General features: G+C 74.4%; 30 protein-coding genes and 2 pseudogenes. 9 read left to right on the top strand and 23 right to left on the bottom strand.

Going from position 1 to position 25,791, the window contains the following annotated elements; genetic code table 11:
• Nucleotides 1-22: 22 nt before the first annotated feature.
• Complete coding sequence (locus ACQPYN_RS07230; RefSeq protein WP_433035159.1) at nt 23-409, bottom strand: ATP-binding protein; 387 nt, start codon at nt 407-409, stop codon at nt 23-25.
• 102 nt (nt 410-511) lie between these two features.
• Between ACQPYN_RS07230 and ACQPYN_RS07225 the strand changes: the two genes are divergently transcribed.
• The 3 genes from ACQPYN_RS07225 (at nt 512) to ACQPYN_RS07215 (ending at nt 4,672) form a co-directional block, all read left to right on the top strand.
• Nucleotides 512-2,803, top strand: a complete 2,292-nt coding sequence (locus ACQPYN_RS07225) for a molybdopterin-dependent oxidoreductase (protein ID WP_433035156.1) — start codon at nt 512-514, stop codon at nt 2,801-2,803.
• 159 nt (nt 2,804-2,962) lie between these two features.
• Nucleotides 2,963-4,144, top strand: a complete 1,182-nt coding sequence (locus ACQPYN_RS07220; RefSeq protein ID WP_433035153.1) for an MFS transporter — start codon at nt 2,963-2,965, stop codon at nt 4,142-4,144.
• A gap of 117 nt (nt 4,145-4,261) precedes the next feature.
• Nucleotides 4,262-4,672: a hypothetical protein gene (locus ACQPYN_RS07215; RefSeq protein WP_433035150.1), complete on the top strand. Its 411-nt coding sequence runs from the start codon at nt 4,262-4,264 to the stop codon at nt 4,670-4,672.
• Nucleotides 4,673-4,685: 13 nt separating this feature from the next.
• Here the strand turns inward: ACQPYN_RS07215 and ACQPYN_RS07210 are convergent, their stop codons facing one another.
• Nucleotides 4,686-5,462 (bottom strand): class I SAM-dependent methyltransferase, encoded by a 777-nt coding sequence (locus tag ACQPYN_RS07210; protein ID WP_433035147.1) that lies wholly within the window; start codon nt 5,460-5,462, stop codon nt 4,686-4,688.
• A 115-nt stretch (nt 5,463-5,577) separates the two neighbouring features.
• Here ACQPYN_RS07210 and ACQPYN_RS07205 point away from each other — a divergent pair, with 115 nt between their 5' ends.
• Nucleotides 5,578-6,522 (top strand): Dyp-type peroxidase, encoded by a 945-nt coding sequence (locus tag ACQPYN_RS07205; RefSeq protein ID WP_433035144.1) that lies wholly within the window; start codon nt 5,578-5,580, stop codon nt 6,520-6,522.
• A complete protein-coding gene (locus ACQPYN_RS07200) occupies nt 6,519-6,992 on the top strand; it encodes a hypothetical protein (protein ID WP_433035141.1) in 474 nt (157 codons plus the stop codon). Before ACQPYN_RS07205 ends, ACQPYN_RS07200 begins: the two co-directional genes overlap by 4 nt.
• 193 nt (nt 6,993-7,185) lie before the next feature.
• On the opposite strand, the gene ACQPYN_RS07195 is transcribed toward ACQPYN_RS07200, so the two are convergent.
• Together ACQPYN_RS07195 and ACQPYN_RS07190 are read right to left on the bottom strand one after the other, a co-directional pair.
• Complete coding sequence (locus tag ACQPYN_RS07195) at nt 7,186-7,557, bottom strand: hypothetical protein (protein ID WP_433039182.1); 372 nt, start codon at nt 7,555-7,557, stop codon at nt 7,186-7,188.
• Between the two features lie 12 nt (nt 7,558-7,569).
• Nucleotides 7,570-7,869 carry a hypothetical protein gene (locus tag ACQPYN_RS07190; RefSeq protein ID WP_433039180.1) on the bottom strand — a complete coding sequence of 100 codons (300 nt, stop codon included), beginning with the start codon at nt 7,867-7,869 and terminating at the stop codon, nt 7,570-7,572.
• On the opposite strand from ACQPYN_RS07190, the pseudogene ACQPYN_RS07185 reads away from it, so the two are divergent.
• Both ACQPYN_RS07185 and ACQPYN_RS07180 read left to right on the top strand, forming a co-directional pair.
• Nucleotides 7,772-8,311, top strand: a pseudogene (locus tag ACQPYN_RS07185) (FUSC family protein); the annotation flags it as partial. The gene ACQPYN_RS07190 and the pseudogene ACQPYN_RS07185 sit on opposite strands and share 98 nt — an antisense overlap.
• A gap of 164 nt (nt 8,312-8,475) precedes the next feature.
• Nucleotides 8,476-8,838, top strand: coding sequence for a hypothetical protein (locus tag ACQPYN_RS07180; protein ID WP_433039178.1), 363 nt, complete (start codon nt 8,476-8,478; stop codon nt 8,836-8,838).
• On the opposite strand, the gene ACQPYN_RS07175 is transcribed toward ACQPYN_RS07180, so the two are convergent.
• The 7 genes and pseudogenes from ACQPYN_RS07175 to ACQPYN_RS07145 form a co-directional block, all read right to left on the bottom strand.
• Complete coding sequence (locus ACQPYN_RS07175; protein WP_433035138.1) at nt 8,814-9,455, bottom strand: class II aldolase/adducin family protein; 642 nt, start codon at nt 9,453-9,455, stop codon at nt 8,814-8,816. The genes ACQPYN_RS07180 and ACQPYN_RS07175 overlap by 25 nt on opposite strands.
• Nucleotides 9,452-10,500: pseudogene (gene mtnA, locus ACQPYN_RS07170) on the bottom strand (S-methyl-5-thioribose-1-phosphate isomerase). Before mtnA ends, ACQPYN_RS07175 begins: the two are co-directional and overlap by 4 nt.
• 39 nt (nt 10,501-10,539) lie before the next feature.
• Nucleotides 10,540-11,559 carry an amidohydrolase family protein gene (locus ACQPYN_RS07165; RefSeq protein ID WP_433035135.1) on the bottom strand — a complete coding sequence of 340 codons (1,020 nt, stop codon included), beginning with the start codon at nt 11,557-11,559 and terminating at the stop codon, nt 10,540-10,542.
• A complete protein-coding gene (locus tag ACQPYN_RS07160) occupies nt 11,556-12,347 on the bottom strand; it encodes a DUF1932 domain-containing protein (protein ID WP_433035132.1) in 792 nt (263 codons plus the stop codon). The genes ACQPYN_RS07165 and ACQPYN_RS07160 overlap by 4 nt, the downstream gene beginning before the upstream one ends.
• Nucleotides 12,344-13,441, bottom strand: coding sequence for a 4-oxalomesaconate tautomerase (locus tag ACQPYN_RS07155; RefSeq protein WP_433035129.1), 1,098 nt, complete (start codon nt 13,439-13,441; stop codon nt 12,344-12,346). Before ACQPYN_RS07155 ends, ACQPYN_RS07160 begins: the two co-directional genes overlap by 4 nt.
• Entirely contained in the window at nt 13,429-14,124 is a 696-nt protein-coding gene (locus tag ACQPYN_RS07150) for a 4-carboxy-4-hydroxy-2-oxoadipate aldolase/oxaloacetate decarboxylase (RefSeq protein WP_433035126.1), read from the bottom strand. Before ACQPYN_RS07150 ends, ACQPYN_RS07155 begins: the two co-directional genes overlap by 13 nt.
• A gap of 120 nt (nt 14,125-14,244) precedes the next feature.
• The gene (locus ACQPYN_RS07145) at nt 14,245-14,910 is read right to left on the bottom strand and encodes a GntR family transcriptional regulator (protein WP_433035123.1); all 666 of its coding nucleotides are present in this window, start codon (nt 14,908-14,910) and stop codon (nt 14,245-14,247) included.
• 110 nt (nt 14,911-15,020) lie between these two features.
• Between ACQPYN_RS07145 and ACQPYN_RS07140 the strand changes: the two genes are divergently transcribed.
• Together ACQPYN_RS07140 and ACQPYN_RS07135 are read left to right on the top strand one after the other, a co-directional pair.
• Nucleotides 15,021-16,004: an amidohydrolase family protein gene (locus ACQPYN_RS07140; RefSeq protein WP_433035120.1), complete on the top strand. Its 984-nt coding sequence runs from the start codon at nt 15,021-15,023 to the stop codon at nt 16,002-16,004.
• Nucleotides 16,001-17,407: an MFS transporter gene (locus ACQPYN_RS07135; protein ID WP_433035117.1), complete on the top strand. Its 1,407-nt coding sequence runs from the start codon at nt 16,001-16,003 to the stop codon at nt 17,405-17,407. Before ACQPYN_RS07140 ends, ACQPYN_RS07135 begins: the two co-directional genes overlap by 4 nt.
• 30 nt (nt 17,408-17,437) lie before the next feature.
• Here ACQPYN_RS07135 and ACQPYN_RS07130 read toward each other — a convergent pair whose 3' ends face one another.
• From ACQPYN_RS07130 to ACQPYN_RS07075, 12 genes are all read right to left on the bottom strand, one after another.
• Nucleotides 17,438-17,905, bottom strand: coding sequence for a BLUF domain-containing protein (locus ACQPYN_RS07130; protein WP_433035114.1), 468 nt, complete (start codon nt 17,903-17,905; stop codon nt 17,438-17,440).
• Nucleotides 17,906-18,002: 97 nt separating this feature from the next.
• Nucleotides 18,003-18,203 carry a hypothetical protein gene (locus ACQPYN_RS07125; protein ID WP_433035111.1) on the bottom strand — a complete coding sequence of 67 codons (201 nt, stop codon included), beginning with the start codon at nt 18,201-18,203 and terminating at the stop codon, nt 18,003-18,005.
• A 261-nt stretch (nt 18,204-18,464) separates the two neighbouring features.
• Complete coding sequence (locus ACQPYN_RS07120) at nt 18,465-19,793, bottom strand: FMN-binding glutamate synthase family protein (protein WP_433035108.1); 1,329 nt, start codon at nt 19,791-19,793, stop codon at nt 18,465-18,467.
• Nucleotides 19,794-19,854: 61 nt separating this feature from the next.
• Nucleotides 19,855-20,562, bottom strand: coding sequence for a glutamate synthase (locus ACQPYN_RS07115; protein WP_433035105.1), 708 nt, complete (start codon nt 20,560-20,562; stop codon nt 19,855-19,857).
• A complete protein-coding gene (locus ACQPYN_RS07110) occupies nt 20,550-21,395 on the bottom strand; it encodes a glutamine amidotransferase (protein WP_433035102.1) in 846 nt (281 codons plus the stop codon). Before ACQPYN_RS07110 ends, ACQPYN_RS07115 begins: the two co-directional genes overlap by 13 nt.
• 76 nt (nt 21,396-21,471) lie before the next feature.
• Nucleotides 21,472-21,735, bottom strand: a complete 264-nt coding sequence (locus tag ACQPYN_RS07105; RefSeq protein ID WP_274192881.1) for a hypothetical protein — start codon at nt 21,733-21,735, stop codon at nt 21,472-21,474.
• A complete protein-coding gene (locus ACQPYN_RS07100; RefSeq protein WP_433035099.1) occupies nt 21,732-22,415 on the bottom strand; it encodes a hypothetical protein in 684 nt (227 codons plus the stop codon). The genes ACQPYN_RS07105 and ACQPYN_RS07100 overlap by 4 nt, the downstream gene beginning before the upstream one ends.
• The gene (locus tag ACQPYN_RS07095) at nt 22,415-23,866 is read right to left on the bottom strand and encodes an APC family permease (RefSeq protein ID WP_433035096.1); all 1,452 of its coding nucleotides are present in this window, start codon (nt 23,864-23,866) and stop codon (nt 22,415-22,417) included. Before ACQPYN_RS07095 ends, ACQPYN_RS07100 begins: the two co-directional genes overlap by 1 nt.
• Nucleotides 23,863-24,045 (bottom strand): hypothetical protein, encoded by a 183-nt coding sequence (locus ACQPYN_RS07090; RefSeq protein ID WP_433035093.1) that lies wholly within the window; start codon nt 24,043-24,045, stop codon nt 23,863-23,865. The genes ACQPYN_RS07095 and ACQPYN_RS07090 overlap by 4 nt, the downstream gene beginning before the upstream one ends.
• Nucleotides 24,042-24,485, bottom strand: coding sequence for a hypothetical protein (locus tag ACQPYN_RS07085; protein ID WP_433035090.1), 444 nt, complete (start codon nt 24,483-24,485; stop codon nt 24,042-24,044). The genes ACQPYN_RS07090 and ACQPYN_RS07085 overlap by 4 nt, the downstream gene beginning before the upstream one ends.
• Entirely contained in the window at nt 24,482-24,781 is a 300-nt protein-coding gene (locus tag ACQPYN_RS07080) for a hypothetical protein (RefSeq protein ID WP_433035087.1), read from the bottom strand. The genes ACQPYN_RS07085 and ACQPYN_RS07080 overlap by 4 nt, the downstream gene beginning before the upstream one ends.
• 170 nt (nt 24,782-24,951) lie before the next feature.
• Entirely contained in the window at nt 24,952-25,671 is a 720-nt protein-coding gene (locus tag ACQPYN_RS07075) for a FadR/GntR family transcriptional regulator (protein ID WP_433035085.1), read from the bottom strand.
• Nucleotides 25,672-25,791 lie beyond the last annotated feature (120 nt).

The raw sequence follows: 25,791 nt of genomic DNA, 5'->3' as shown, positions 1-25,791 counted from the left end.
TCGGGGATCGTTCAGGAGCCGGTCAGGACGAGGCCAGCTCGAACCAGACCCGCTTGCCCCCGTCGCGCTCCTCGCTGCCCCACCGGTCGGCCAGCTCCGCGACGATCTGCATCCCGCGGCCCCGCGGGGCGCTGTGGTCGAGCTCCCGGACCACCGGGCGGATGGTCGAGCCGTCGGCGAGGCCGACCCGCAACCACCCGTCGGAGGCGGCGACGTCGAGCTCGAGGACGACGTCGCTGCCGGCGTGGTCCACGGCGTTGGAGACGAGCTCGTTGACGAGGACCTTCGCGTCGACGTGCAGCGCCCCGTCGAGCGCCCACGCGTCGAAGAGCTCCCCGAGCAGACGGCGGGCCATCCCCGGGGCGTGCGGCGACGGCGGGAACTCGAAGGACGCCCGAAACGTGCCCACAGCCGTGTCCTCCCGGGTGCCGGTGTCTCGACGCGCATCAGTGTCCCGCGCGGCCGGTCGGGGATGGCGCCGGGTCCGTGGCGCGGGCGAGGATCGTCGGCGATGACCATCCACGGGTCCCACTGGGGCGCCTTCCGCCCGCGTGTCGAGGGCGGGCGCCTCGTCGAGGCCGTCCCCTTCGAGGGCGACACCGACCCCTCGCCGCTGCTGCGCTCGGTGCCGGGCGCGGTGCACGCCCGCAACCGCGTCACGCGCCCCGCCGTGCGCGGGTCGTGGCTGGACGGCTCCGGTGGGCGGCGCGGCGCGGACCCGTTCGTCGAGGTGTCCTGGGAGACCGCGCTCGACCTGGTGGCCGGCGAGCTGCGCCGGGTCCATGCCGAGCACGGGCCGGAGGCGGTGTTCGGCGGCTCCTACGGGTGGGCGAGCGCCGGCCGGCTGCACCACGCGAAGACCCAGCTCAACCACTTCCTCGCCTGCGCCGGCGGCTACTCGGGCCAGGTCTCGAACTACAGCTACGGGGCCGCCGAGCGGCTCCTGCCCCACGTCCTCGGGGACACCGCCCCCGTCACCGGGCAGGTCGCGACCTGGGACGACATCGCCGCGCACACCGACACCGTGCTCATGCTCGGGGGCTTCCCGGCCAAGAACGTGCAGCTGGAGTCCGGGGGCACCGGCGACCACACCGCGCGCCTCGGGCTGGCCCGGGCGCTCGAGCGCGGCACCCGGGTCGTCAACGTCAACCCGGTCCGCAGCGACGCCCCCGATCACCCCGGCGTCGACTGGGTCCCGGTGCGTCCCGGCAGCGACACCGCGCTGGTCCTGGCCCTGATGCGCCGGCTCGACGTCCTGGGCGCCGTCGACGAGGAGTTCGTGGCGCGGTGCACCGTCGGGGACGACCGTCTGCGCGCCTACCTGCGCGGGGCCGTCGACGGGGTCGACAAGACGCCCGACTGGGCCGCGGCGCTCACCGGCGTGCCCGCCGCGACGATCGAGGGTCTCGCCGACCGGCTGCGCACGGGGCGCACCCTCGTCACGGCGACCTGGGCGCTGCAGCGGGCCGAGCACGGCGAGCAGCCCTACTGGGCCGTCGTCGCCCTCGCCGCCTACCTCGGGCAGATCGGCCTGCCCGGCGGCGGGTTCGGGTTCGGGTACGGCTGCGTCGCCCGCTTCGGCGCGACGTACCGGACGTTCGGGACGCCGGCGTTCACCGCGCGCTACAACGAGTGCCCCGTGCGGGTCCCCGTCGCGCGCCTGGCCGACATGCTGCGCCACCCCGGCGAGGAGTACGCGTTCGACGGGGCCGTGCACCGCTACCCGGACGTGCGGCTCGTCTACTGGGCCGGGGGCAACCCGCTCCACCACCACCAGGACCTCAACCGGCTCGCCCGGGCCTGGCAGCGCCCCGAGACGGTCGTCGTCCATGAGCCGTGGTGGACCCCCACCGCGCGGATGGCCGACGTCGTCCTGCCCGCCACCACCACCCTCGAGCGCGACGACATCGCCGCCGGCTCGGGGGAACCGTGGCTGATCGCGATGCAGCGCAGCGTGGACGCGCCGGGCGAGGCCCGCAACGACCGGACGATCTTCGCGGCGCTGGCGGAGCGGCTCGGCGTCGCGGAGGCGTACACCGGCGGCCTCGACGACGCCGGGGCGCTGCGGGCGATGTACGACCGGGCGCGGCGCTCGGCCGCCGAGCACGGCCACCCGATCCCCGACTTCGACACCTTCTGGACCACCGGGCACCACCGCTACGACCTGCCCGCGCCCCCACCGCCGTACGCGGCGTTCCGGCGGTCCCCGTCCGCGGCTCCGCTGGCGACGCCGTCGGGACGGATCGAGCTGTTCTCCGCGACGATCGACGGCTTCGGCTACGACGAGTGCCCCGGCCACCCCACCTGGCTGCCGCCCACCGAGTGGGCCGGCAGCGCGACGGAGCGCTTCCCGATCCACCTGCTCTCCCCTCAGCCGGGCACCCGCCTGCACAGCCAGCTCGACATGGGCCCGGTGAGCACCGCGTCGAAGGTCGCCGGCCGCGAGCCGTGCGTGGTGAACGCCGCCGACGCCGCGGCGCGGGACATCACCGACGGCGACGTGCTGCGCCTGTGGAACGAGCGCGGCGAGACCTACGTGGGCGCGGTGGTGTCCGACGACGTCCTGCCCGGCGTGGCCCTCCTGGCGACCGGCGCCTGGTACACCCCGCTCGACCCGGCCGCCGACGACAGCGCCGAGCTGCACGGCAACCCGAACGTCCTGACCCGCGACGTCCCCGCCTCGCGGCTCTCACAGGGCACGAGCGCCCAGACGGTGCTCGTGCAGATCGCCCGCGTCGAGAGCCCGGTCCCCGTCCGCGACCCCCACGCCCTGCCCACCTTCGCGCCGGGCGCCCGTGAGTGAGCGCGTGCCCGGGCGCGGAGAGGCGGGCGCGCGTCCGGAGTCGTTCGACCTCACGACGATGCTTCGGTTTTCGAAGTATCGATCCCCGCGACGACGGATCGCCTCCACAGCGCGAGGTTCGTGATCGCGCGCCCAGGCGCGACAGGCCAAGCTGTGCCCGTGACTCGCGCCGCCGCGGTGTCGACGCCCGCGCGGGCGTTGTGGATCGTCGTGTTCGTCGTCGCCTACGGGACGAACGTGCCCACGCCCCTGCTGCTGGTCTACCGGGACACGCTCGGGCTCGGGCCCACCGCCCTGACCGCCGCCTTCGGGGTCTACGCCGCGGGGCTCATCCCGGCGCTGCTGCTGTCGGGGCCGGCGTCCGACCGCCTCGGACGGCGCGCGGTGGTGGTGCCGTTCGTCGTGCTCGCGGGCCTCATCTCGCTGCTGTTCCTCGGGGCCGCGTCATCGGTGGCGGTGCTGTTCCTCGGGCGGTTCCTCCAGGGCGCCGTGTCCGGGGTGGTCTTCAGCGTGGGGACGGCGTGGCTGGGCGAGCTGGTCGGCGAGCCGGGCCGCTCGGCGCGGCTCACGACCGTCGCGCTCGCCGCGGGCTGGGCGCTCGGGCCGCTGTTCACGGGGCTGCTGGCGCAGTGGGCGCCCGCCCCGACCGTGCTGCCGTACCTGCTCCACGTCGTGCTCATGATCGGCGCGATCGCCCTGCTGCGCGGCATCCCCGACACCCTCCCGCCGGACCGCCGGCGCGACGGCGGTCCCGTCGTGAACCTCGGCGTGCCGGCGGACGCGCGGCGACCGTTCGTGCTGGTCGTCGTGCCGGTCGCGATCGGGGTGTTCGCCTTCCCGTCCACCGCGGTCACCCTGCTGCCGCTGCTGCTCACCCCGCAGATGCCGTCGATCGCCGTGGCCGTCACGGGTCTGGTGGCGGGCCTGACCCTGGCGACGGGCGCGCTCGTGCCGCCGCTGGCCCGGCGCCTCGGTGCGGAGCGGGCGGGCCCGGTGGGTCTGGGGATCGGCGCGATCGGGCTCGGGATCGCCCTCCTCGGGGTCGCGCTGTCGGCGTGGCCGCTGCTCGTGCCCGTGGCGCTGCTGCTCGGCGTGGGCTACGGCCTGTGCCTGGCGTCGGGGCTGACGACGGTCGCGCGGCTCGCGGCCCCGAGCGAGCGCGGCGCACTCACCGGCACGTTCTACGCCTGCGCCTACCTCGGCTTCGGGGTGCCGTACCTGCTCTCGGCCCTCGCCGGCGGCGGCGGTCTCGCCGGGCCGCTCGCCGGGCTCGCGGTCGTCTCGGCGGTGGCGGCGCTGCTGCTCGGGCTGCCCGGCGCGCGGCGGCTCGTCACGCCCTGACCTGCACCGTCGACCTCCACGTGGGGCTGACGCCCCTGGGTCCGGCGCCCGAACTGTGGTAACCAGTTCCGTCACCGCACCGTGCACCGCGCACGGTCCCCGGGCAGGGAGACGGACATGTCGCACGCCGCGCACCCGGCGCGTCCCGCCAGCAGCTCGTCCCGCTCGGTCATGGTCTGGCGGCTGCTCAGCGCCCTCGCCCTGCTCGCGATGGGCGGCATCCACCTCTACCTGGTGCTCACGAGCACCGGCGGCGTGCTCGGCATGCTGTTCGTGCTCAACGCGATCGGCGGCCTCGTGCTGGCGGTCGCGATCACCCTGCTGCAGGGGCGGCTCCTGCAGGTCGCCACCGTGCTGGGCCTGCTGTTCATGGCCGGCACCCTGGCCGCGCTGGTGATCGCGCTGACCGTCGGGCTGTTCGGGATCGAGTCCAGCCTGGACTACGCCCTGGCGCCGACCACCCTCGTCGTCGAGTCGGCCGGCACGGTCGTCCTGCTGATCACCACCGTGCTCGTCCTGCGCCGCTGACGGGTCAGGCCGGTCAGGCCGGAGGGCGGCCCGGGACCCAGCCCTTGACGAAGGCGAAGTGGTCCTCGAACCGCAGCACCGGGGTGTCCCGGTAGGACCGCCGGAACTGCGCGATGCCCTCCTCGAGCTCCTCGTCGGAGAACTCGCCGAGCACCGACATGTACCGCGCCTCGAGCATGCGGACGTAGCGCTCGCGCTCGATGGCCACGTGGAACGTCCGTTGGCTCACCGAGGCCCGGAGTCCGGCCGCAGCCACGATCTCCTGGATGTCGGCGGGGTCCGGCTGCAGCTCCCCGAACCGCTCGTGCGCCGCCCGGAACAGCGGGTGGTGGATGGCCTTCGGCAGCATCACGACGAGGATGCGGCCGTGGCGTGACAGGAGCCGGACGAGACCGTCGAGCGTCCCGCGCCGATCCGTCATGTGGTGGATCGACTCCTTGATGATCATCGCGTCCAGCGGCGCCGACTCCGGGAGCGCGACGCGTCCGGACGCCAGGTCCTCGGCGCTGGCGTGCAGCGGCTGCAGGGACGGCGACCGCGGGAGCTGGTCCAGCATCGCCGACACGGGGTCCACGCACAGGACCGGCCGGGTCGGGCGGACGTCGTCGGCGATGTGGCGCGTGTAGAGGCCGGTGCCGCAGCCGATGTCGGCGATCGCATCGGAGCGGGTCAGACGCAGCGCGTCGGTCATGGCGTGGGCGAGCTGCCGGACGTAGTCGGGGTCGTAGGTCCAGTGGTCGTTGTAGGTCGCGGCCACGCGCTCGTAGTGCTCGGCGATCTGTTCGGTCACGGCGGACTCCCCTCGCGCGTTCCTGGACGGCGGTGTCGCGGCGACAGCGTGACAGGTCGGCGGCCGGATGGCCGAACACTGCTCCTGCGCCGACGGCGCCTCTAGGGTGCGGTTCATGGTCCACGGTGAGCCCCAGCCCGTCCTGGCGCCGATCACGGAGGCGTCGATCTTCCTGACGCTGACGCTCGACCCCGGTGGCGACGCGGCGGCGGTGCGCGACGTGCTCTCCGACGTCTCCGGCCTCAAGCGCTCGGTCGGTTTCCGGCTCCCGGAGGGCGAGCTCACCTGCGTCGCCGGGATCGGGTCGGAGGCCTGGGACCGGCTGTTCGGCGGCCCGCGGCCGGCGTCGCTGCACCCGTTCCGCGCCCTGCACGGAGCCCACGAGGCGCCGTCGACGCCAGGGGATCTCCTGTTCCACCTCCGCGCCCACCGCCTGGACATGTGCTTCGAGCTCGCACAGCTGCTGGCCACGCGCCTGCGCACGCACGCCACGGTCGTCGACGAGGTCCAGGGGTTCCGGTTCTTCGACGAGCGCGACCTGCTCGGCTTCGTCGACGGCACCGAGAACCCCGACGGCGCCGCAGCCCGCGAGGCGGTGCTCGTCGGCGACGAGGATCCCGGGTTCGCCGGCGGCAGCTACGTGATCACCCAGAAGTACCTGCACGACATGGACGGCTGGAACGCGCTCACCGTCGAGGAGCAGGAGCGGGTGATCGGGCGCACCAAGCTCCAGGACATCGAGATCCCCGACGACCAGAAGGCGCCGAACTCGCACCTCGCGCTCAACGTCATCGAGGACGAGAACGGGCAGGAGCGGCAGATCCTGCGCGTCAACATGCCCTTCGGCCACGTCGGCGCCGGGGAGTACGGCACCTACTTCATCGGCTACGCCCGCGACCCCGGGGTCACCGAGCAGATGCTGGAGAACATGTTCGTCGGCACCGCCGAGGGCCACCACGACCGCATCCTCGACTTCTCCACCGCGGTCACCGGCTCCCTCTACTACGCGCCGACGGCCGACTTCCTCGACGACCCGCCCGACGGCCCCTCGGGCTCGTGATCGACGACGAGGCACTCGCCGGGATGTCCGACGGCGAGCGACGGGCGCTGGCGCTGCGCCTCGCCCGGTTCGACGAGGCCGGCGCTGCGCCCGAGCGGCGCCGCCGGCGGTTCGTCCTCGTCGCCGCGGTCGGGTCGCTGGTGCTCGTGCCGTGGATCGGCTTCCTCGCCGTGACGCTGCCGCACCGCTACGTGGCGGTCCACTGGACGCTGGCGTGGGTCGGGTTCGACACCGCGCTGCTGCTCGCCCTGGCCGCCACGTCGTTCCTCGCCTGGCGCGGCCGCCCGCTCATGGTGGTGCCCGCCCTCGTCGCGGCGACCCTGCTGGTGTGCGACGCCTGGTTCGACACGACGACGGCCAACCGCAGCGACCGGGGCGTCAGCGCGCTGTCGGCCCTGCTGCTCGAGCTGCCGATGGCGGTGCTGCTCGTGGTCGCCGCGCTGCTCGTGCTCCGCAGGCGGATGCGGTGACCCGTCCCTCGTGGCGGGGGTGGGCGCGGGACCTGGTCGGACTGCGGCACACGGGGTTCGACCTCGTCGACGCGGTCCGCGCCGCCTCCTGCGCCGGCGGCACCGTCCTGATCGGCTGGTGGGCCGGCGACGTCTCCGCCGGCCTCGTCGCGAGCATCGGCGCCTTCACCGCGCTCTACGGCGGCCGTCGTCCCTACCGCTTCCGGGCCCGGCAGCTGGCCGCCGTCGCGCTCGCCTTCGCCGCGGTGGTGACGGTCGGCGCGTGGTCGGAGTTCTCCGTGTGGGCCTCGGTGCCCGTCGTCGCGGTGATCGCCGTGGCGGCGACGGCGTTGTGCCAGATCGTCGACACGGGCCCGCCCGGCGCGTACATGTTCGTCCTCGCCTGCGCCACCGCGTCGGGGATCCCCGGGGCGACCGCGGAGCCGTGGCGCCTGGGCCTGCTCGTCCTCGCCGGCGGCGCCCTCTCGTGGTGCGCGCACATGATCGGGGTCGTCGCCGGGCCCCGCCACCCGGAGAAGGCGGCGGTGGCGGCCGGGGTCGACGCGGTGGCGCGCCTGCTCGCCACCGACGGCGAGGGCTACCCGGCGGCGCGGGACCGGGCGGCCCGCGCGATGCACGCCTGCTGGGTCGTGCTGGTCGGCCAGCAGGCCCCGGTCGCCGGCCCCGGCGGGACGCTGGTGCGGCTGCGCGCGATCGCGCTGGAGGCGCACGGCGCCCTCGCCGAGGCGATCCGGGCCCACGACGAGGGCCGCGCCGTCGACCCCGCCGCGGCGGACCGGGTGCGCGCGCTGGCCACCGAGGTCGACCACCCGCCGGCCGTGGCGCGCCACCTCGATCCCGCCGACGTGCCGCTGGGCGGCCCCGGCGTCGCGGCCACGGCCCGTGCCCTGCTCGCTCCCGGGTCGCCGTGGCGCGTGGTGCTGCTGCGCGTCGGCGTCGCGGCCGTGGTCGTCGGTACCGGCGCCGCGCTCGTCGGGCTCGACCACGCCTACTGGGCCGTCGCCTGCGCGGTGCTCGTCCTGTGCCAGGGCCTGGGGCCGGTCGGCACGCTCGAGCGCGCCGCGCTCCGGCTGCTCGGGACCTGGATCGGGCTGCTGCTCGCGGCCGCGATCCTCGCGGCGCAGCCGGCCGGCGTGGGGCTGGCGCTGACGATCGCGGTGCTGCAGTTCGGGATCCAGCTCCTCATGCCGCGCAACTACGGCCTCGGCGTCGTCCTCGTGACCCCGATCGCCCTGACCATCGGCAGCGGCGGCCACCCCGCCGACCTCGGCGGTCTCCTGCTCGCCCGCGGGGTCGACACCGCCGTGGGCTGCGCGATCGGGGTCCTCGTGTTCCTGCTGATCGCGCCCCGAGCCGCCGTGCCGGACCCGGCGGCGCGGGTGCGCGAGACGCTGCGCGACGTCGGGCGGGTGCTCCCCACCTCGTCGACGGCAGCACCGGCAGCCCCGCGGCGCGCGCGGCCCGCCGGGACCTCGACCAGCGGGTGCTCGCCCTGGCCGACGCCCACCGCGGCGACGCCCTCCCGATCGTGCGCAGCCCGGACACCACCGCCTGGTGGCCCGCCCTCGACGCCGCCCAGCGGCTCGCCCACCGGACGCTGGCGGCGTGCTGGACGATGGACGAGGCCCGCGGCGACGGGCGCCCGACGGCCCCGGAGGTCACGGCCACCCGGGCCGGGGAGATCGAGAGCGAGCTGGCGGACCTCGCCGCGGCGACGTCCGGCCGGCGGGTCGCGGTCCCGGAGGACGAGGGCTTCCTCGCTCCCGAGCTCGTGGCGCTGGAGCGGGCGCTGCCCACGGCGCGGTCCGGCGCCGACGGGCCTCAGGCGCGCGGAACCGGGCCGTAGTCCGCGAACGCCGCCGTCGCGGCCGCGATCTGCGCGTCGTCGAGCAGGCGCGGCTCGCCGAGCTTCCGGGCCTCGACGTAGAGCCGGCAGAGCCACTCGAGGTATTCGGTCCGCGTGTAGGCCTGCGCGAGGTCGGCGCCGTACGTGGTGGCGCCGTGGTTCGCGAGGATCACCGCGGACCGCCCGGCCAGCCCCTCGACCCCGAGCCGGGCGAGCTCCTCGGTGCCGTACGGCGCGTAGGGCACGACGCGGACCGGGCCGCCCAGGTGCGCGATGATGTAGTGGATCGCCGGGAGCTCGTCGACCAGCGTCGACAGGACCGTCGCGAACACGGGGTGGGTGTGCACGACCGCCGCGGCGTCGGTCTCCCGGTACACCGCCGTGTGCATCGGCAGCTCCGACGACGGCCGCAACCGCGCGTCGACGGGCCGGCCGTCGAGGTCCACGACGCTGACCGTCTCGGGTGTCAGCTGGTCGTAGGGCAGCCCGCTCGGGGTGATCGCGAGGAGGTCGCCGGCGCGCACCGAGAGGTTCCCCGAGGTGCCGACCGTGAGGCCGTCGGCGTCCATCCGCCGGGCGTGGGCGACGACGGCCTCGCGCTCGTCGCGGAGCTTCACGGAGCGGCCCCGGACGTCGCCGGGGCCGGGGCCGGGGCTGGGGCCTCGACCGTCCAGACGCCGTCCCGGAACGTCGCCGCCTCGGTGACCACCGCGGCGAGCAGCGCGCCGGGCGTGACGTCGAAGGCGGGGTTGTAGACCGGGGTGTCCGGCGGCGCCGTCGGTACGCCCGCGACGCTGCGGACCTCGTCGGCCGCGCGCTCCTCGATGACGATGTCGGCGCCCGACGGCGTCGCGTGGTCGACGGTCGACTCGGGTGCCACCACGATCACCGGGACGCCGTGGCGCGCCGCGGCGCAGGCGTGCGCGTAGGTGCCGATCTTGTTGGCGACGTCGCCGTTGGCCGCGACCCGGTCGGCGCCGACGATCACGACGTCGACCAGCCCCCGCGCGATCGCCGACGGGCCCGCCGAGTCGACGCACAGCCGGTGCGCGACGCCCATCTCCCGCAGCTCCCACACCGTGAGCCGCGCCCCCTGCAGCAGCGGGCGGGTCTCGCAGGCCAGCACCTCGGCGATCCGGCCCCGCCCGGCGAGCTCGCGGACCGCACCGAGCCCGGTGCCCCAGGCGACGGCGGCGAGCGCCCCGGAGTTGCAGTGGGTCAGCACCCGCAGCGGGCGGTCGGGGCACAGCGTGGTGACGAGGTCCGCGGCGCGCCGGCCCATCCGCCGGTTGGTCGCCTCGTCCTCGTCGAGCAGCGCGCACGCCTCGCCGAGCACGGCGTCGGGGCCCTCGCCCAGCCGCGCCAGGGCCCGCTGCACGCCGCGGCGCAGGTTCACGGCGGTCGGGCGGACCGCCGCGACCCGCTCCGCCTCGTCACGCACCCGGGCCGGATCGTCCGCGTGGCGACGGGCGGCGAGCGCGACCCCAGCGCTCCGGCCGCGCCCAGGGCGGGCGCGCCGCGGATCGTCAGGTCGGCGATCGCCGCGACCAGCTCGTCCACGCTCGCGAGCCGGCGGAGGCGGTACTCGCCCGGGAGCGCGCGCTGGTCGACGGCGGTGACGGCGCCCTCGCCCGAGCCGTCCCAGTCCACCGTGCGGTCCATGCCACCACTCTCGTCGCGACCCGGGTACGGACGCCAGCGTCAGCGACCCTGGCCACGCAGCAGGGCGTCGAGGCGCGGGTAGACCCGGCGCGCGTTGCCCTCGTAGACCTTGTCGCGATCGTCGCCCTCGAGCTTGACGGCGTCGACGTAACGGCGGGTGTCGTCGAAGTGGTGCCCCGTCCTCGGGTCGATCCCGCGGACGGCCCCGACCATCTCGGACCCGAAGAGGATGTTGTCGGGCTCGATCACGTCGAAGAGCAGGTCGATGCCCGGCTGGTGGTAGACGCAGGTGTCGAAGAAGACGTTCCCCATCACCGCGTCCTCGACCGGCGGGCGCCCGAGCATGTCGGCGAGGCCCCGGAAGCGGCCCCAGTGGTAGGGCACCGCGCCCCCGCCGTGCGGGATCACGAGGCGCAGGCCGGGGAGGTCGCGGAAGAGGTCGGCCTCCAGGAGCTGCATGAACGCCGTCGTGTCGGCGTTGAGGTAGTGCGAGCCGGTGGCGTGGAAGTTCGGGTTGGTGACCGCGGAGACGTGCACCATCGCGGGCACGTCCAGCTCGACCATCGCCTCGTAGAACGGGTACCAGTGCCGGTCGGTCAGCGGCGGCGCCGTCCAGTGCCCGCCCGACGGGTCCGGGTTGAGGTTGACGCCGACGAACTCCAGCTCCTCGACGCACCGGCGCAGCTCGGCGACGGACCGCTCGATCGGCACCCCCGGCGACTGCGGGAGCGCGCCCACCCCGGCGAAGTGCTGCGGGAACAGGCCGGCGACCCGGGCGACGAGGTCGTTGCTCGCGCGCGTCCACGCGCTGCTCACGGCCTCGTCGCCGCGGTGGTGGCCCATGGCCGACGCGCGCGGGGAGAAGATCGTCAGGTCGATGCCGCGCTCGGCCATCAACCGCAGCTGGCTCGCCTCGACGCTCTCGCGGATCTCGGCGTCGGTGATGTCCGGGTAGAGCGGCGGCGGGTCGCCGGCGTCGTACGCAGTGGTCTGGGCCTCGCGCCACGCGGTGTGGGCCTCCGGGGCGGTGGTGTAGTGGCCGTGGCAGTCGATGATCACGTGGCGTCTCCCTCCCGGGCGTCGCGCAGGCTCGCGAGCAGGTCGTGGGCGGCGGTCGCCGCGCGGGGCTCGACGCCGAGCTCGCGCAGCTGCTCGGCGGCCGCCGCCATCTCGTCGGCGCGCCGACGGGCGTGGCGGTGGGTGCCGTCGACGAGCCGGTCGAGGGCCGTCTCGTCGAACCCGGCGAGCTCGCCGGCGATGTTCGCGGCGAGCCAGTCGGCGCACCCGGCGGCCTCGGCGCCCTCGAGCGCCTCGACCACGGCGGCGGCCAGGCCCTTGTAGAACACGCTGCGCAGCAGCTTGCGCGAGATCGCGGCGCCGGCCGGGCCGGGCTGCACGGTGACCTCGGCGCCCAGCGGGCGCACCAGCGCCGCGTACCGCTCCGCGGCCTCTCCGGACACCAGCATCGGCGTGCGCAGACCTTTGCCGGGCACCGGGGACATCAGCGCCACGTCGACGACGGCGACGTCCGCTCCGGCGGCCTCGACCAGGCTCGCCTTCACCCCGGGCGAAGCGGTGTTGAGGTCCGCCCATATGGCCCCGGGGCGCAGGCCCGGGCGCGCGTGGACCAGGGCCGTCAGCGCGTCGTGCGAGCTGTTGGCGCTGAGCACGAGCTCGGCGTCGCGCACGGCGTCGGCCTCGTCGGCGCGGGCGATGACCGTGTCAGGAGGTGTCACCTCCGGGTCGTAACCGCGCACCTCGGCCCCGGCGGCCACGAGGTCGCGGGCGATCTCGCCGCCGGCCTCGCCGAGCCCGAGGACGGCGACCCGCAGCCCGGCGGCGCTCACGATGCCGGCCGCGGGAACGCTGTGCCGTCCATCAGCTTGCGCGCCGTGCGCACGACCCCGGAGCGGGTCACGCGCGGCGGGGAGGTCGTCGCGTCCACGACGACGTCGACGAGGAAATGGCCGGTCGGGTGCTCGACGTCGACCCGGCCGCCGGCCGGGAAGTGCTCGGCCGCGATGTCGTGCCCGACGGCCCCCGGCAGCAGCATCCCGGTGACCACGCTGACCGCGGCGAGCACGCCGACGGCCGTGTGCGGGCGGACGGGGATGAACGAGCGCGTGGCCACCTGCCCGCCGTCGGCGGGCGGGGCGAGCAGCACCGTCTTGGGTACCGACGATCCCGCGACGTCTCCGAGGCCCATGAGGGCGCCCGCCTTCTGCCGCAGGGCGTCGATCCGCTCCGCGAGCGCGGTGTCGGCGGCGAGCTCCTCGTGGCCCTCGTGCCCGGTGAGGCCGAGCGACGTCGCGAGGGCGAGCACCACGGGCATGCCGTTGTCGACGCAGGTGACCTCGACGCCGTCGACGGTGTCCCGGACCCGCCCGGTGGGCAGCAGCGCGCCGGTGGCCGAGCCCTCGGTGTCGGCGAACGCGAGCGTGATCCCGGCCGCGGTGCCGGGCACCCCGGCGATCGCGACGTCGCCGCGGTAGGAGACCCGGCCCCCCGGCGTGGCCACCGTCGCGACGGCGACGCTGTCGGAGTTGACCATCCGGATGCGGACCTCGGTCGCGCCCTCCGCCGCGGCGACCAGGCCGCGCTCGAGGGCGAACGGCCCCACGCCGGCCAGGATGTTGCCGCAGTTCTGCCGGTCGGACACCGACGCCTCGTCGACGCCGAGCTGCAGGAAGAGGTAGTCGACGTCGGCGTCGGGGTGCTCCGAGGGGCCGACGACGGCGACCTTGCTGGTCAGCGACGTCGCACCGCCGAGCCCGTCGATCTGGCGCGGATCGGGGGTGCCCATCAGCCGCAGCAGCAGGTCGTCGCGCGCCGCCGGGTCGGCGGGCAGGTCGGCGGCCTCGACGTAGAGGCCCCGCGACGTTCCCCCGCGCAGGATCGTGAGGCGGACGCCGGCCTCGTCGGTGTCGTTCACGGCGTCCACTTCTCGTACGGCACGTACTCGACGCCGAGCTCCTCGAGGCGGTCGCGCAGGCCGTAGCGGTCGAGGCCCAGTTCGCCGGCCTCGAACGCGGCGCGGGTGGCCGCCTCCTTCTCCTCGCGGGCACGGGCGGCGGCGAGCGCCCGGTCGACGTCCCCGCGCGGCACCACCATGACGCCGTCGTCGTCGGCGACCACCGCGTCGCCGGGATGGACGGTCTGCCCGCCCAGCACGACGGGGACGTTCACGGCCCCCGGCGTGGCCTTCACCGAGCCCTGCGCGGAGACGGCGCGCGACCAGGCGGGGAAGCCCATCACGCGCAGCTCCGCGACGTCGCGCACGCCGCTGGCCAGCACGACGCCGCGTACACCGCGACGCACCAGGGCCGTGGCGAACAGCTCGCCGAAGAGACCGTCGGTGCTCGGCGAGCTGGTGGCGACCACCAGGACGTCGCCGGGCCGGCACTGCTCGACCGCCACGTGGATCATGAGGTTGTCGCCGGGCCAGCACAGCGCGGTGACCGCCGTGCCGCCGATGCGTGCGCCCGGCCACGCCGGGCGGAACTCCGGGCCGAGGTACCCCGTGCGGCCGAGGGCCTCGTGGACGGTCGCGACCCCGTGGTTCCCCAGCGTCGCCGCGTCGTCGACGTCGGCGCGCGGTGGGTCGGTGACCACCACCGTCCTCATGCTGCCTCCTCGCGTCCGGCCGGCCGCACGGTCGGCGGCACACCCCGAGCGTGCAGCCCTGTCGCCCAGATTGTCAACAATCTGGGCGACATCGAACCGCGGAGGCCGCGCCGGTGGGGCTCAGGCGCCGGACGTACCCCGCTCGACCTGCGGAAGCGTCTCGATGACGCTGGCGAGGTGTGCGCGCATCGCCGCCTCGGCGCGCTCCGGGTCGCGGGCGCAGATGGCGTCGACGATCTCGAGGTGCTGGGGCAGCGACACGGTCGCGCGCCCGGGGAGCAGCGCGAGCCGGAACTGGTGGCGGACGTTCTGGCCGCGCAGGCGCTCGAGCACGGCGTCGGCGACCGCCTGGTTGCCGGCCAGCCGCACCGTCGCGTGGAGGCGCCGGTTGAGCTCGGAGTAGCCGAACACGTCGCCGCGCTCGACGGCCGCGCGCATGTCGGTGGCGATGCCCGTGAGGATCGCGAGATCCTCCTCGGAGGCGCGGACCGCCGCCTTCGCCGCGCAGAGGCCCTCGACGACCATGCGCACCTCGGAGATCTCGACGGCCTCGTCGAGCGACACCGCCCGCACCCGGGCGCCCCGGTTCTGGACGCGCTCGACGAGCCCTTCCGCCGCGAGCTGGACGAGCGCCGTGCGGACCGCGGCGCGGCTGGCGCCGAACTGCACCGAGAGGTCGCCCTCGACCAGGCGCTGGTTGGGGACGAAGTCGCCCTCGTGGATGGCGCGCCGCACGAGGTCGACGACCTCCTCGGGCTCGCCGACGGACCCGACCGCGGAGCTCACGGGGGCGACCCTAGCACCGAGAACGCGTACGAAATTGTTGACAATCCTTGCGCCGATCCTGGTGACCGTGGAAGCTCACCCCGGACCGACACCGACGACGGGAGGACGCCGTGGGCCCCGCCGCTCCGACGCCCGGCTGGCTGACGTGGGACCCCGCGCCGTCCCGGCCGACCGTCGCGCTGCCCCCGGGCACGGTCGACGCCCATTGCCACGTCTTCGGGCCCGCCGACGTCTTCGGGTTCGCCCCGGAGCGCAAGTACACGCCCACCGACGCCGGCCGCGAGCAGCTCTTCGCGCTGCGCGACCACCTCGGCATCGCACGCCAGGTGATCGTGCAGGCCACGGCCCACGGCGCCGACAACAGCGCCATGCTCGACGCGGTGGCCGCGGCCGAGGGCCGGGCGCGCGGAGTGGCCACCGTCCGCCCCGACGTCACCGCCGACGAGCTCGCCCGCCTCGACCGCGCCGGGGTGCGCGGCGTGCGGTTCAACTTCCTCAAGCGCCTGGTCGACGCCGCGCCGACCGAGGACCTGGCCACCGTCGCGGCCGCGGTCGCGCCGCTCGGGTGGCACGTCGTGGTCTACCTCGAGGCGGCCGACCTGCCCGATCTCGAGGGCTTCCTCGCCCGCCTCCCGGTCCCGGTGGTCGTCGACCACATGGGCAGGCCCGACGTCACCGCCGATCCGGACGGCCCCGGGTTCGCCCGCTTCCTGCGGTTCGTCGACCGCCACGACGTCTGGGTCAAGGTCAGCTGCCCGGAGCGGCTCAGCATCACCGGTCCGCCCGCCGTCGACGGGGAGCGCAACGCCTACACCGACGTCGTGCCCTTCGCCCGCCGCGTGGTCGCCGAGTTCGGCGACCGCGTGCTCTGGGGCACCGACTGGCCGCACCCCAACCTCACCGGCCACATGCCCGACGACGGGCTGCTCGTCGACCACGTCCGCCACATCGCTCCCGACGACCGGGCGCGCCGGCTCCTGCTGGTCGACAACCCGAGGCGCCTGTACTGGCCCGACGAGCCCTCCGACGATCCCTCCGACGACCCCTCCGACGACCCCTCCGACGACCCTGCCGAGACGGAGACCACGCCGTGACCGCATCCCCGACCGCGCCGAGCGCCGCCGCGCGCCTCGACCGGCTCCCGATCGCCCGGTTCCACCTGGTCACCCTCGTCGCGGTGTCGTTCGCGTACTTCTTCGAGTTCGCCGACATCAACACCTTCGCGGTCACCGCGCCGCGACTGCTGAAGCTGTGGGGCGTCACGATCGACCAGATCGCGTACGTGACCTCGACGTCGTTCGTCGGCATGTTCCTCGGCTCCATCGGCGCGGGCGCCCTCGCCGACCGCGCCGGCCGCAAGCCCGCGCTGACGTTCACCGTCGTGTTCTTCGGCGTGTTCTCGCTGGCCTCGGTGTTCTCCTGGGACGTCGTGTCGCTCGGCGTGTTCCGCTTCCTGACGTCCGCGGGTCTCGCCGCGATGACCGTCGTCGCGGTGATCTACATCAGCGAGATCTTCCCGGCGGCGCGGCGCGGGAAGTACCAGGCGTACGCGATCGCCATCGGCATCTGCGGCACGCCGGCGACGAACCTCATCGCGAGCTTCGTGGTGCCGCTGTCCGACTGGTCGTGGCGCCTGGTCTACCTGTGGGGCGCGCTCGGCCTGTTGTTCGTGTTCTTTCTGCGGCACATCAAGGAGTCCCCGAAGTGGCTCGAGAACCGCGGCGAGCACGAGCGCGCCGACGCGGTGCTGCGCGAGATCGAGCAGTCGGTCGCCGCCGAGAAGGGCCCGCTGCCCGAGCCCGCCGCGGAGCCGGCCACTCCTCATCGGACCGCACAGGACCCGTCGGGGGACGCCGACCCGGAGGCCGGCGCCCCGTGGTGGCGGGTCCTGCTGCGCCGGCGCGTGCTGCTGCCGACGCTGCTGCTCTGCGTCCTGTGGGTCACGCAGACCGTCGGGTTCTTCGGCTACTCGAGCTGGGCGCCGACGCTGCTGGCCAAGCAGGGCTTCAGCGTCGAGAACTCGATCTTCTACGTCGCCCTCACCACCATCGGCGCCCCGCTCGGCTGCCTGCTCGCCGCCGCGGTCACCGACCGCTTCGAGCGCAAGTGGTGCCTCGCCGTCTTCGGCACCGTCATCGGCGTGTGCGGCCTGCTCTACGGGCTGACCTTCGACCCCGTCCTCATCGTGGTGTTCGGGTTCCTGGTCAACCTCGTCGAGCGGGGCTACACCGCACTTGCCTACGCGTACTCCCCCGAGCTGTTCGACACCCGCACCCGCTCGCTGGGCACCGGCATCTCCTACGGCGTCGGACGCCTCTCCAACGCGGCGGGCCCGCTGATCATCGCGGCGCTCTACACCGGCAGCGGCTACGCCAGCGTCTTCGTCTTCATCGCCGCGATGTGGATCGTCGGCGCGATCGCCGTCGCCCTCTTCGGCCCCCGCACGCGCCAGCGACGGGTGACGCCGACGCCGTCCCCCACGCCGGCCGCGACCTGACGGGCTCGGCCGGTGTCAGGCCACCTGGGCTCAGGCCGGCTGCGCGCCGCTACGGGCGGCCTCCCGCATGTCGCCCAGGACGGCCTCCTGGTCCGGCGTCGTCGGGCGCGGAGCGGCCGGGGAGATGCCGCCCTTGTCCCGGTTCATCAGCAGGGGGATGTCGGGCTCGTCGCCGTCGCCCACCCGCGCCATCGACCAGCGACCGAACACCCGCTCGGCGGCGGGGTCCTCGCTGATGATCGCCACGCGCTCGTGGCGGGCGTCGCGGTGGATGCGGTCGTAGAGATCGCGCACCACGGTCTCGTCGCCCTCGAGGGTCTGCACGAAGAACTCGTCCCACACGAGCAGCGCGCCGGTCACGCCGAGGCGCTTGTTGTTCGACCGGGCGATGCTGAAGATCTCCCCCAACTCGGACTTGCGGGCCTCGGACGCGATCCGCATGCGGCTGCGGTAGATCAACCGGAAGACGGTCTCGGACGCAGCGGGGGTGTCCACCATGGCTTCGGGCTCCTGGTCACGTCGGGGCGGGACGGGCCCGGTGGGCCACGACGGCGACGCTAGCTGATCGTGACCCGGAGCACACCGGTCCGGGTGGTCAGCGGCCGTCGAGCACCGCGATCGGCGCGGTGGGCTGGTGGGTCGCGTAGCGCCGCGGGCGCCCGTCGCGCGGGGGTGGCGTCGACGTCGGCACGCCCCGGGTGTCGGCGGAGGCGAGCACCTCGGCTCCGAAGGCCCACCCGGTCCGGCGCGCGGTCCGTGCGGCCTCGGCGAGGTCCTCGAGCGGCCGGCCGCTCACGCCCCCGACCACCGGCCTCGGCCCGGGTCCGGCCACCGCGGCGGGCCCCGGCTCCGGCCGCACCTCGGGTACACCCGGGGTCTCCGCGCGATCAGAGCCGTGGGCCTCCTGGACCCCGGGCGCTCCGTCGTGGCGCCGGGTCGACCGGCCCTTCCGGTGGTGCCCCATCGCCGACGCTCCTCGGGGTGAGCCGTGCCGTGAGCCGTGCCGTGACGCCGTGCCCTCACCACCGAGAACGAACGACACGCCGAAAGGCGACGATCACAGGCCCTGCCCGTGCCCCGGGATCCACGACGTGCCCGCCAGCGGCACCCGGGCCATCGCGGCCGACTCGATCGTCAGGGCGACCAGGTCCTCGGGCTCCAGGTGGCGCACGTGCCCCTTCCCGCAGGCGCGCGCGAGCGTCTGGGCCTCCATGGTCAGCACCCGCAGGTAGTTCGCCACGCGGCGCCCGCCCTCGACGGGGTCGAGCCGCGCGGAGAGCTCGGGATCCTGGGTGGTGATGCCGGCGGGGTCGCGGCCATCCTGGAAGTCGTCGTAGTAGCCGGCTCCCGATCCGAGCGCCTCGTACTCCGCGGCGTACTGCGGGTCGTTGTCGCCCAGGGCGATCAGGGCGGCGGTGCCGATCGCGACGGCGTCGGCGCCCAGGGCCATCGCCTTGGCGACGTCGGCGCCGGTACGGATCCCGCCGGAGACGATGAGCTGCACCTTCCGGTGCACGCCCAGCTCCTGCAGCGCCTGCGCGGCCTGCGGGATCGCGGCGAGGATCGGGATGCCGACGTGCTCGATGAACACCTCTTGGGTGGCGGCCGTGCCGCCCTGCATCCCGTCCACCACCACCACGTCGGCGCCGGCGGCCACGGCCAGCTTCACGTCGTAGTACGTGCGCGTCGCCCCGACCTTGACGTAGATCGGCTTCTCCCAGTCGGTGATCTCGCGCAGCTCGCCGATCTTGATGGCGAGGTCGTCGGGACCCGTCCAGTCGGGGTGGCGGCAGGCGCTGCGCTGGTCGATGCCGGGCGGCAACGTCCGCATCTCGGCCACGCGGTCGGAGATCTTCTGACCGAGCAGCATCCCGCCGCCGCCGGGCTTGGCGCCCTGACCGAGCACGACCTCGATCGCGTCCGCGGCCCGCAGGTGGTCGGGGTTCATCCCGTACCGGCTCGGGAGCAGCTGGTAGACGAGCGTCTTGGACTCGCCGCGCTCCTCGTCGGTCATGCCGCCGTCGCCGGTCGTCGTCGAGGTGCCGACCTCGCTGGCCCCGCGCCCGAGGGCCTCCTTGGCCTGGGCGGAGAGCGCGCCGAAGCTCATGCCGGCGACCGTCACGGGGATGTCGAGGTGCAGGGGCCGCGTGGCGTGGCGGTCGCCGAGCACGACGTCGGTGTCGCAGCGCTCGCGGTAGCCCTCGAGCGGGTAGCGCGACATCGACGCGCCGAGCACCAGCAGGTCGTCGAAATGCGGCACGGCGCGCTTGGCGCCCCAGCCGCGGATGTCGTAGACGCCCGTGCGGGCGGCGTGCTGGATCGCGGCGATCGTCGCGCGGTCGAACGTGGCCGACTCGCGCAGCCCCCGCTCCGCGGGATCCTTCATCGGGTCGCGCTCCACTCCGCGTCTGCTGCCGTCAGTGGCCCCGCCATCAGTAGCCCCGCCATCAGTAGCTCCCGTGGTCGCCGGTGAAGTGGTAGAGCCCGCGGGCCGAGCCGAAGCGCCGGAACTCCTCGGGCCGGTGGTCCAGACCGGCGGCGTCGAGGAGCTCGGTGAGCTCGGCGACGTGCTCGTCGCGCAGCGGCTTCTCGATGCAGTCGGCGCCGAGGGTCCCGACGCTGCCGCGGACGTAGAGGCGGGCCTCGTAGATCGAGTCGCCCAGCCCGTCGCCGGCGTCGCCGCAGACGACGAGCCGCCCCGCCTGCGCCATGAACGCGCTCATCGGGCCGACGGAGCCGCCGACGACGATGTCGATGCCCTTCATCGAGATCCCGCAGCGCATCGACGCCGAGCCCTCGATCACGAGCAGACCGCCGCGCCCGGTGGCCCCGGCGGACTGGGACGCGTCCCCGCGCACCCGCACGGAGCCCGACATCATGTTCTCCGCGACGCCGTTGCCCGCCGAGCCGTCGACGACCACCCGGCCGAGCTGGTTCATCCCGGCGCAGAAGTAGCCGGCGTGCCCGCGCACCGCGACGTCGATCTCGTCGTGGATGCCGGCGCCGAGGGAGTGCGCACCCTGCGGGTGGAGCACCTCGTAGGAGGTCGCGGTCGGGGCGTGGAGCTCGGCGTTGAGCGCGCGGACCGTCGTCTCGTGCAGGTCGAACACGACGGGGGAACGGGCCTCCGCCTCGGCCCGGCTCAGCGCTGCCATGCGTAGACCTTGCCGGGATCGGGCTCGAAGACGCGGGCCTCGTCGATCCCGGGGAGGTCCGCGAGGGCGCGGAACTCCGACGCCATGGCCACCCAGCGGGGGTGCTCGGCGATCACGGCCGGCTTGCATGCGATCTCGTCGCGCACCACGGCGAAGCCGTCGGCCGTGGTGACGAGCAGCGTGTAGAAGCCGTCGAAGGTCTCGCCGAGCCGCAGCAGCGCCTTCTCGAGGTCGTCGCCCTCGGCGAGGCAGGCCGCGACGAAGCGGGCGCCGACCTCGGAGTCGTTCTCCGAGTCGAACGTGACGCCCTGGCGCTCGAGGTCGCGGCGGATGGTGGCGTGGTTGGAGAAGGAGCCGTTGTGCACGAGGCACTGGTCGGCGCCGACCGAGTAAGGGTGGCAGCCCTCGGGGTTGATCGCCGACTCGGTGGCCATGCGGGTGTGGGCGACGCCCTGCCAGCCGCTGACCTCGCGCAGCCCGTAGGTCCGGGCGAGGTCCTGGGGGTGCCCGGCACCCTTGTAGACGACGAGGTCGTTGCCGCTGCCCACCACGAGCGCCTCGGGCGCCGCGGCGGCGACGGCGGCCGCCAGCGCCTCGACCCCGACCGGGGCGCTGAGCACCGTGGTGTCCCCCGCCACCCGGGCCGTCACGGTCGGCGTGCCCGGCAGGAGGGCGCCCGCGGACGCCGCGAGATCGCCGGGCGCCCGCAGCACGGACACCGCGGAGTGGCCCGCCGGGTTGCGCTCCCCGTCGCCGTAGACGGCGATGCCCACCGAGTCGGGGCCGCGCTCGGAGACCCCGCAGAGCATGTCGTCGAGGAGGCGTCCGAGCATCGGAGCCAGCTCGGGGTCGCGGAGGTGGAGACCGATGATGCCGCACATGGGACTCGGGCCTTCCTGCGATCGGGGACTACTGCTGAGAAATTACGTTGCTTCGCACGAAACGTCGAGTGGCCCAGGTGTAGGCGTCCAGCAGGCTGATCGCGTACACGAACAGCCCGCCGGCGAGGCGCCCGACCAGCGAGATCTCCGGTGTCGTGAGCTGCCAGGTGATCGCGCCCAGGAGCACCGTGTAGAAGGCGAACATGAGTCCCCGCACGGGCATCCGGAGGAGCACGTGGCCCATCCCGGGGAGCACGACGGCGACGGCCAGCACCAGCCAGGAGCGGGTCACGACAGGACCTCCCCGGCCGACACGCGGTCACCGGTCGCGCCCAGCACCGCCACCGCCCGCAGCAGCGCGTCCGGGTCGACGCGCGGGCGGTCGAACACCGCGCGCCGGGCGCTCCGGTAGCTCGCCTGGTCGCCCTCGGCGACCCGCAGGACCACCCGGAGCCCGCCCCGGCCCACGCCCAGCTCCTTCGTCGCGGGGTCCCCGCAGAGCTCGGTCGCAGGCGCGAGCAGGCCCGCCAGCACCTCGTCCGAAGGCGCCCGGTCCGCCGACGCGCACGCGACGCGCACCGGCCGGGGCAGACCGGGCGGCGGCGCCAGCTCGTGGGCGAACCCCGCGTCCGGCGAGAAGAACTCGGTGCCCAGCGGGCGCAGCAGGACGTTCACCGTGCCCTCGACCTCCAGGGCGCGGTGCACGACGAGCTCCACCCAGAGGACGGGCAGCTTGCGCAGCGTCACCGCGTCGACGATCGGCCGGAGGGTCACGCGGTGGCCGCCGAGACGGCCGGTGAGCACCGGGTAGCCGCCGCCCTCACGGGTGAGGCGCGCGTCCTGCACCAGCGGCACCACGCGCTCGAAGAGCCGCGCGCGGTCCGCGGCGTCGGCACGCTGCGACCGTCGGTGCAGGACCGAGAGGACCACGACCGCCACGACGACCACGACGAGGGCGCCGGTCATCCCCATCAGTACCCCTCGGGACGCGGCAGGTCGGCGGTGAACTGCGCGCCCCGGCGCACGAACTTGTACCGCCGGAGCACGAACCAGATCGACGCCAGCAGGTAGAAGGCCAGGATCGAGATCAGCGCGGCGCCGTAGCCCAGGAACGTCGCGAAGAAGACGACGGCCGAGAGCGCCAGCAGGGCGATCGCCGGCGCCGGGTGCAGGGGCAGCGTGTAGGCGCGGGTGATCTTGCCGAGCGGCCACAGCCGCCGGAACCGGATGAAGCTCGGCCCCATGAAGCTGTACATGAGCAGCCCCGACAGGATCGAGAACGTGATCACCGTCGACAGCAGCGTCGGCTCGGAGAGCAGCACCGGCAGCAGCGCGAAGGCGATCGCGACCGGGACGAGGAACACGATCGCCCGGAACGGCGTGTGGTACTTCGGGTGCACCGCGCCGAACCACTCCGGCAGGTAGCGGTCGCGGCCCATCGAGAACCACGCCCGCGAGGCGTCGTTGATGCACCCGTTGGCCGACGCGAGTGTCGCGCACAGCGTCCCCAGCAGGAGCAGCACGACCAGGACGTCCTGACCCGAGACGAGCGCGGCGTCGAACAGCGGCGTGATCGCCGTCCCCAGGTAGTGCCACGGCAGCGTCCCGGCGCAGACGAACCACGTCAGGGACGCCGCGATGATCAGCGTCATGATGCCCGCGAGGCTGCCCAGCGGCACCGAGCGCGGCGCCGACCTGCACTCCTCCGCGGCCTGCGCGGTGCCCTCGATGCCGAGGTAGAACCACATGCCGAACTGGAAGGCCGCGATCACGCCGATCCACCCGTAGGGCAGGGCGTTCGTGGCGTCCCCGGCGAGGCCGGCCAGGTCGAGCTCGCCGGACGGCGACCAGGCCCGCAGGCCGATGAACAGCACGAGGATCGTCGCGAACGCGAACCCCGTGATCACGAGGTTGAGCGTCAGCGAGGCGAACACCCCGCGGTAGTTCAGGAACGCGAGGGCGAGGATCGCGAGCACCGCGAAGGGGTAGGGCGAGAGCTCCTGCTCGCTGCCCAGGAGCCCGGACAGGGTGCTCAGCAGGTCGGACAGGACGTTGGCGTTGGCCGCCTCGAGCATGGTGTACGCGAGCGTCAGGTAGAGCCCGACGTTGAACGCCATCAACGGCCCGACGGTGTGCTTGGCCTGCGCGTACTGCCCGCCCGCGGCCGGGATCGCCGAGGTCACCTCGGAGTTGATCATGACGATGCAGGTGTAGAGCAGCCCGACGACCCAGCAGGCGACCAGGGCGCCGTACATGCCGCCCTTCTCCACCGCGAAGTTCCAGCCCATGAACTCGCCGACGAGCACGATCCCGACCCCGAGGGCCCAGATGTGCATCGGCGCGAGCACCTTGCGCAGGGCGGGCCGCTCCTGGGTGCCGGCGGCGGACGGCGCGGCGGCGGGGGCGTCCTCGGTGGCGCTCATGCCGACCTCACCCCCGACCCCTCGACGGTGCCCGGGGGCTCCTCGAGCGGGTCCGGCGCGTTCACCAGCGTCGCCTCGTCGTGGTGACGGGCGACCTTGAGGACGTCGAGGACCAGCCAGCCCGCGATGAGCGCGCTGAGCACCCACGCGATCAGTTCCACCACCGCCACGGTGCTCATGACTGCCTCCCGGACTCGCCGTCGCCGTCGCTGGGCCCGAACTTCTCCTCCACGACCTCGCGGTACTCGCGGAACGACACGCGGTAGACGAAACCGAGGTAGAGGGCGAGCAGCACCGCCGTCCCGAGCAGGGCGAGGACGTCGATGTCGTACTTGTCGGCGCCGGCCTGGTTCGCCTCGACGCCCGCCGAGATCGTCTCCAGGTCGGCGACACCGGTGTCGATCATCTTCTGGTACTGCACGCGCTCGCCCGGCGTGATGGGGAGCTCGGCCAGCGGGCGCACCGCACCTGCGCCGGTGTCCTCCGACTCGATCAGGTAGGTCGTCCCGAACAGGGTCACGAAGATCAGCGCGAGGACGACGAACGCGTCCAGGAGCTGACCCCGGACCGACTGCTTCGGGGGCTCGTAGGCCGCCCGCCGTCCGGCGTCCGCGGTCACGACGCGCTCCCGTGCTTCGCGGCACGCTGGGCGTCGAGGTTCTCGATGTCGGGCCGGTAGACCTGGTCCTTCGCCGCCCGGTAGCGGCGGATCAGCGCCGCGGCCGAGGCGGTGTTCAGGCCGCCGAGCGCCACCATCGCGACCCCGAGGACCACCAGCAGCGTGGTCCCCGGCACCGTGGGCGCCGAGGCGAGGAAGACGAACACCAGCACCACCCACATGGCGACGGTGCTGCCGATCGCGAGGAGCCGGTCGCGGCGCAACAGCCCCGCGATGCGGTCGTCGAGAGAACTCATGACCGTGCCTCCGATCGCACTCCGTGGCCGCCGTGGGCACGGGTCGATGACGGGGTCCGCTGCCGGGCCGGCGCGAGCGGCTCCGCATTGGTCTCATCTGCAGACCAAGAACGAGCCGACAATAAGAGACCCACGCCACACCGTGTCAACCCCATGTGAGGTCACGGCCGTCAGTCGGTGGGCCACTCCGCGTCGTCGGCGGCGCCGAACACGATGAAGCGCAACTGGCGCCGGGCGCGCTCGAGGTGCGCCCGCATGGCCTCGGCGGCCTCGCCCTCGTGACCGGCCGCGACGGCCTCGTAGATCGCCTGGTGGTCGCGCAGGGTCTCCTCGACCGGCTCCCGGAACGGCAGGAGGTCGCGGGGACTGAAGAGCTCGCCCCGGGCGGCCTCGACGGCCTCCTCGAGCCGCTCGTTACCGGAGGCGCGGGCCAGCGCGACGTGGAAGCGGGAGTCGGCCTGCCGGAAGGCGGTGCGCCCGATGACCCCGCTCAGCGCCGCGATCGCGTCCCGGATCGGCACGAGGCCGGCCTCGGTGTGCCGGCGGGCGGCGAGCGTGGCGGTCTCGGTCTCGAGCGCGATGCGGAAGTCGAGGATGTCGTCCATCTCGCCGGCCTGCTCGCGCATCCGGGACCGCCAGGCCTCGGCCGGACGCCGCAGCTCGGTGACGTAGGTGCCGCCGGTGGAGCCCCGCCGGACCTCGACGTAGCCGTCCTCGCGCAGCTGCCGGATGGCCTCCCGCAGGCTGATCCGCGCGACGCCCAGCTGCTCCGCGAGATCCCGCTCCGCGGGCAGGCGCTCCCCCGGGCTCACGTCGCCGCGGTGGATGCGCATCCGGAGGTGGTCGGCCACGGCCTGGGCCAGCGTCGTGGAGGTGACCTGCCGGGCCATGGCCGGGAGGCTACCGCGTCCTGGTCACGGTGCGTGTCCGAGCAGACGGGTTGTGCGCGAGCGGCTGTGACGGGGTTGACACCTTTCGCCGCGGGCGTGAATGGTTCTAAGTCCACACCT

It is taken from the genome of Actinomycetospora sp. CA-053990, assembly GCF_050948445.1.
Classification (GTDB): Bacteria; Actinomycetota; Actinomycetes; order Mycobacteriales; family Pseudonocardiaceae; genus Actinomycetospora; species Actinomycetospora callitridis.
Note: the sequence above shows the minus strand (reverse complement) of the source record. Positions and strands in the feature narration are given on the sequence as shown.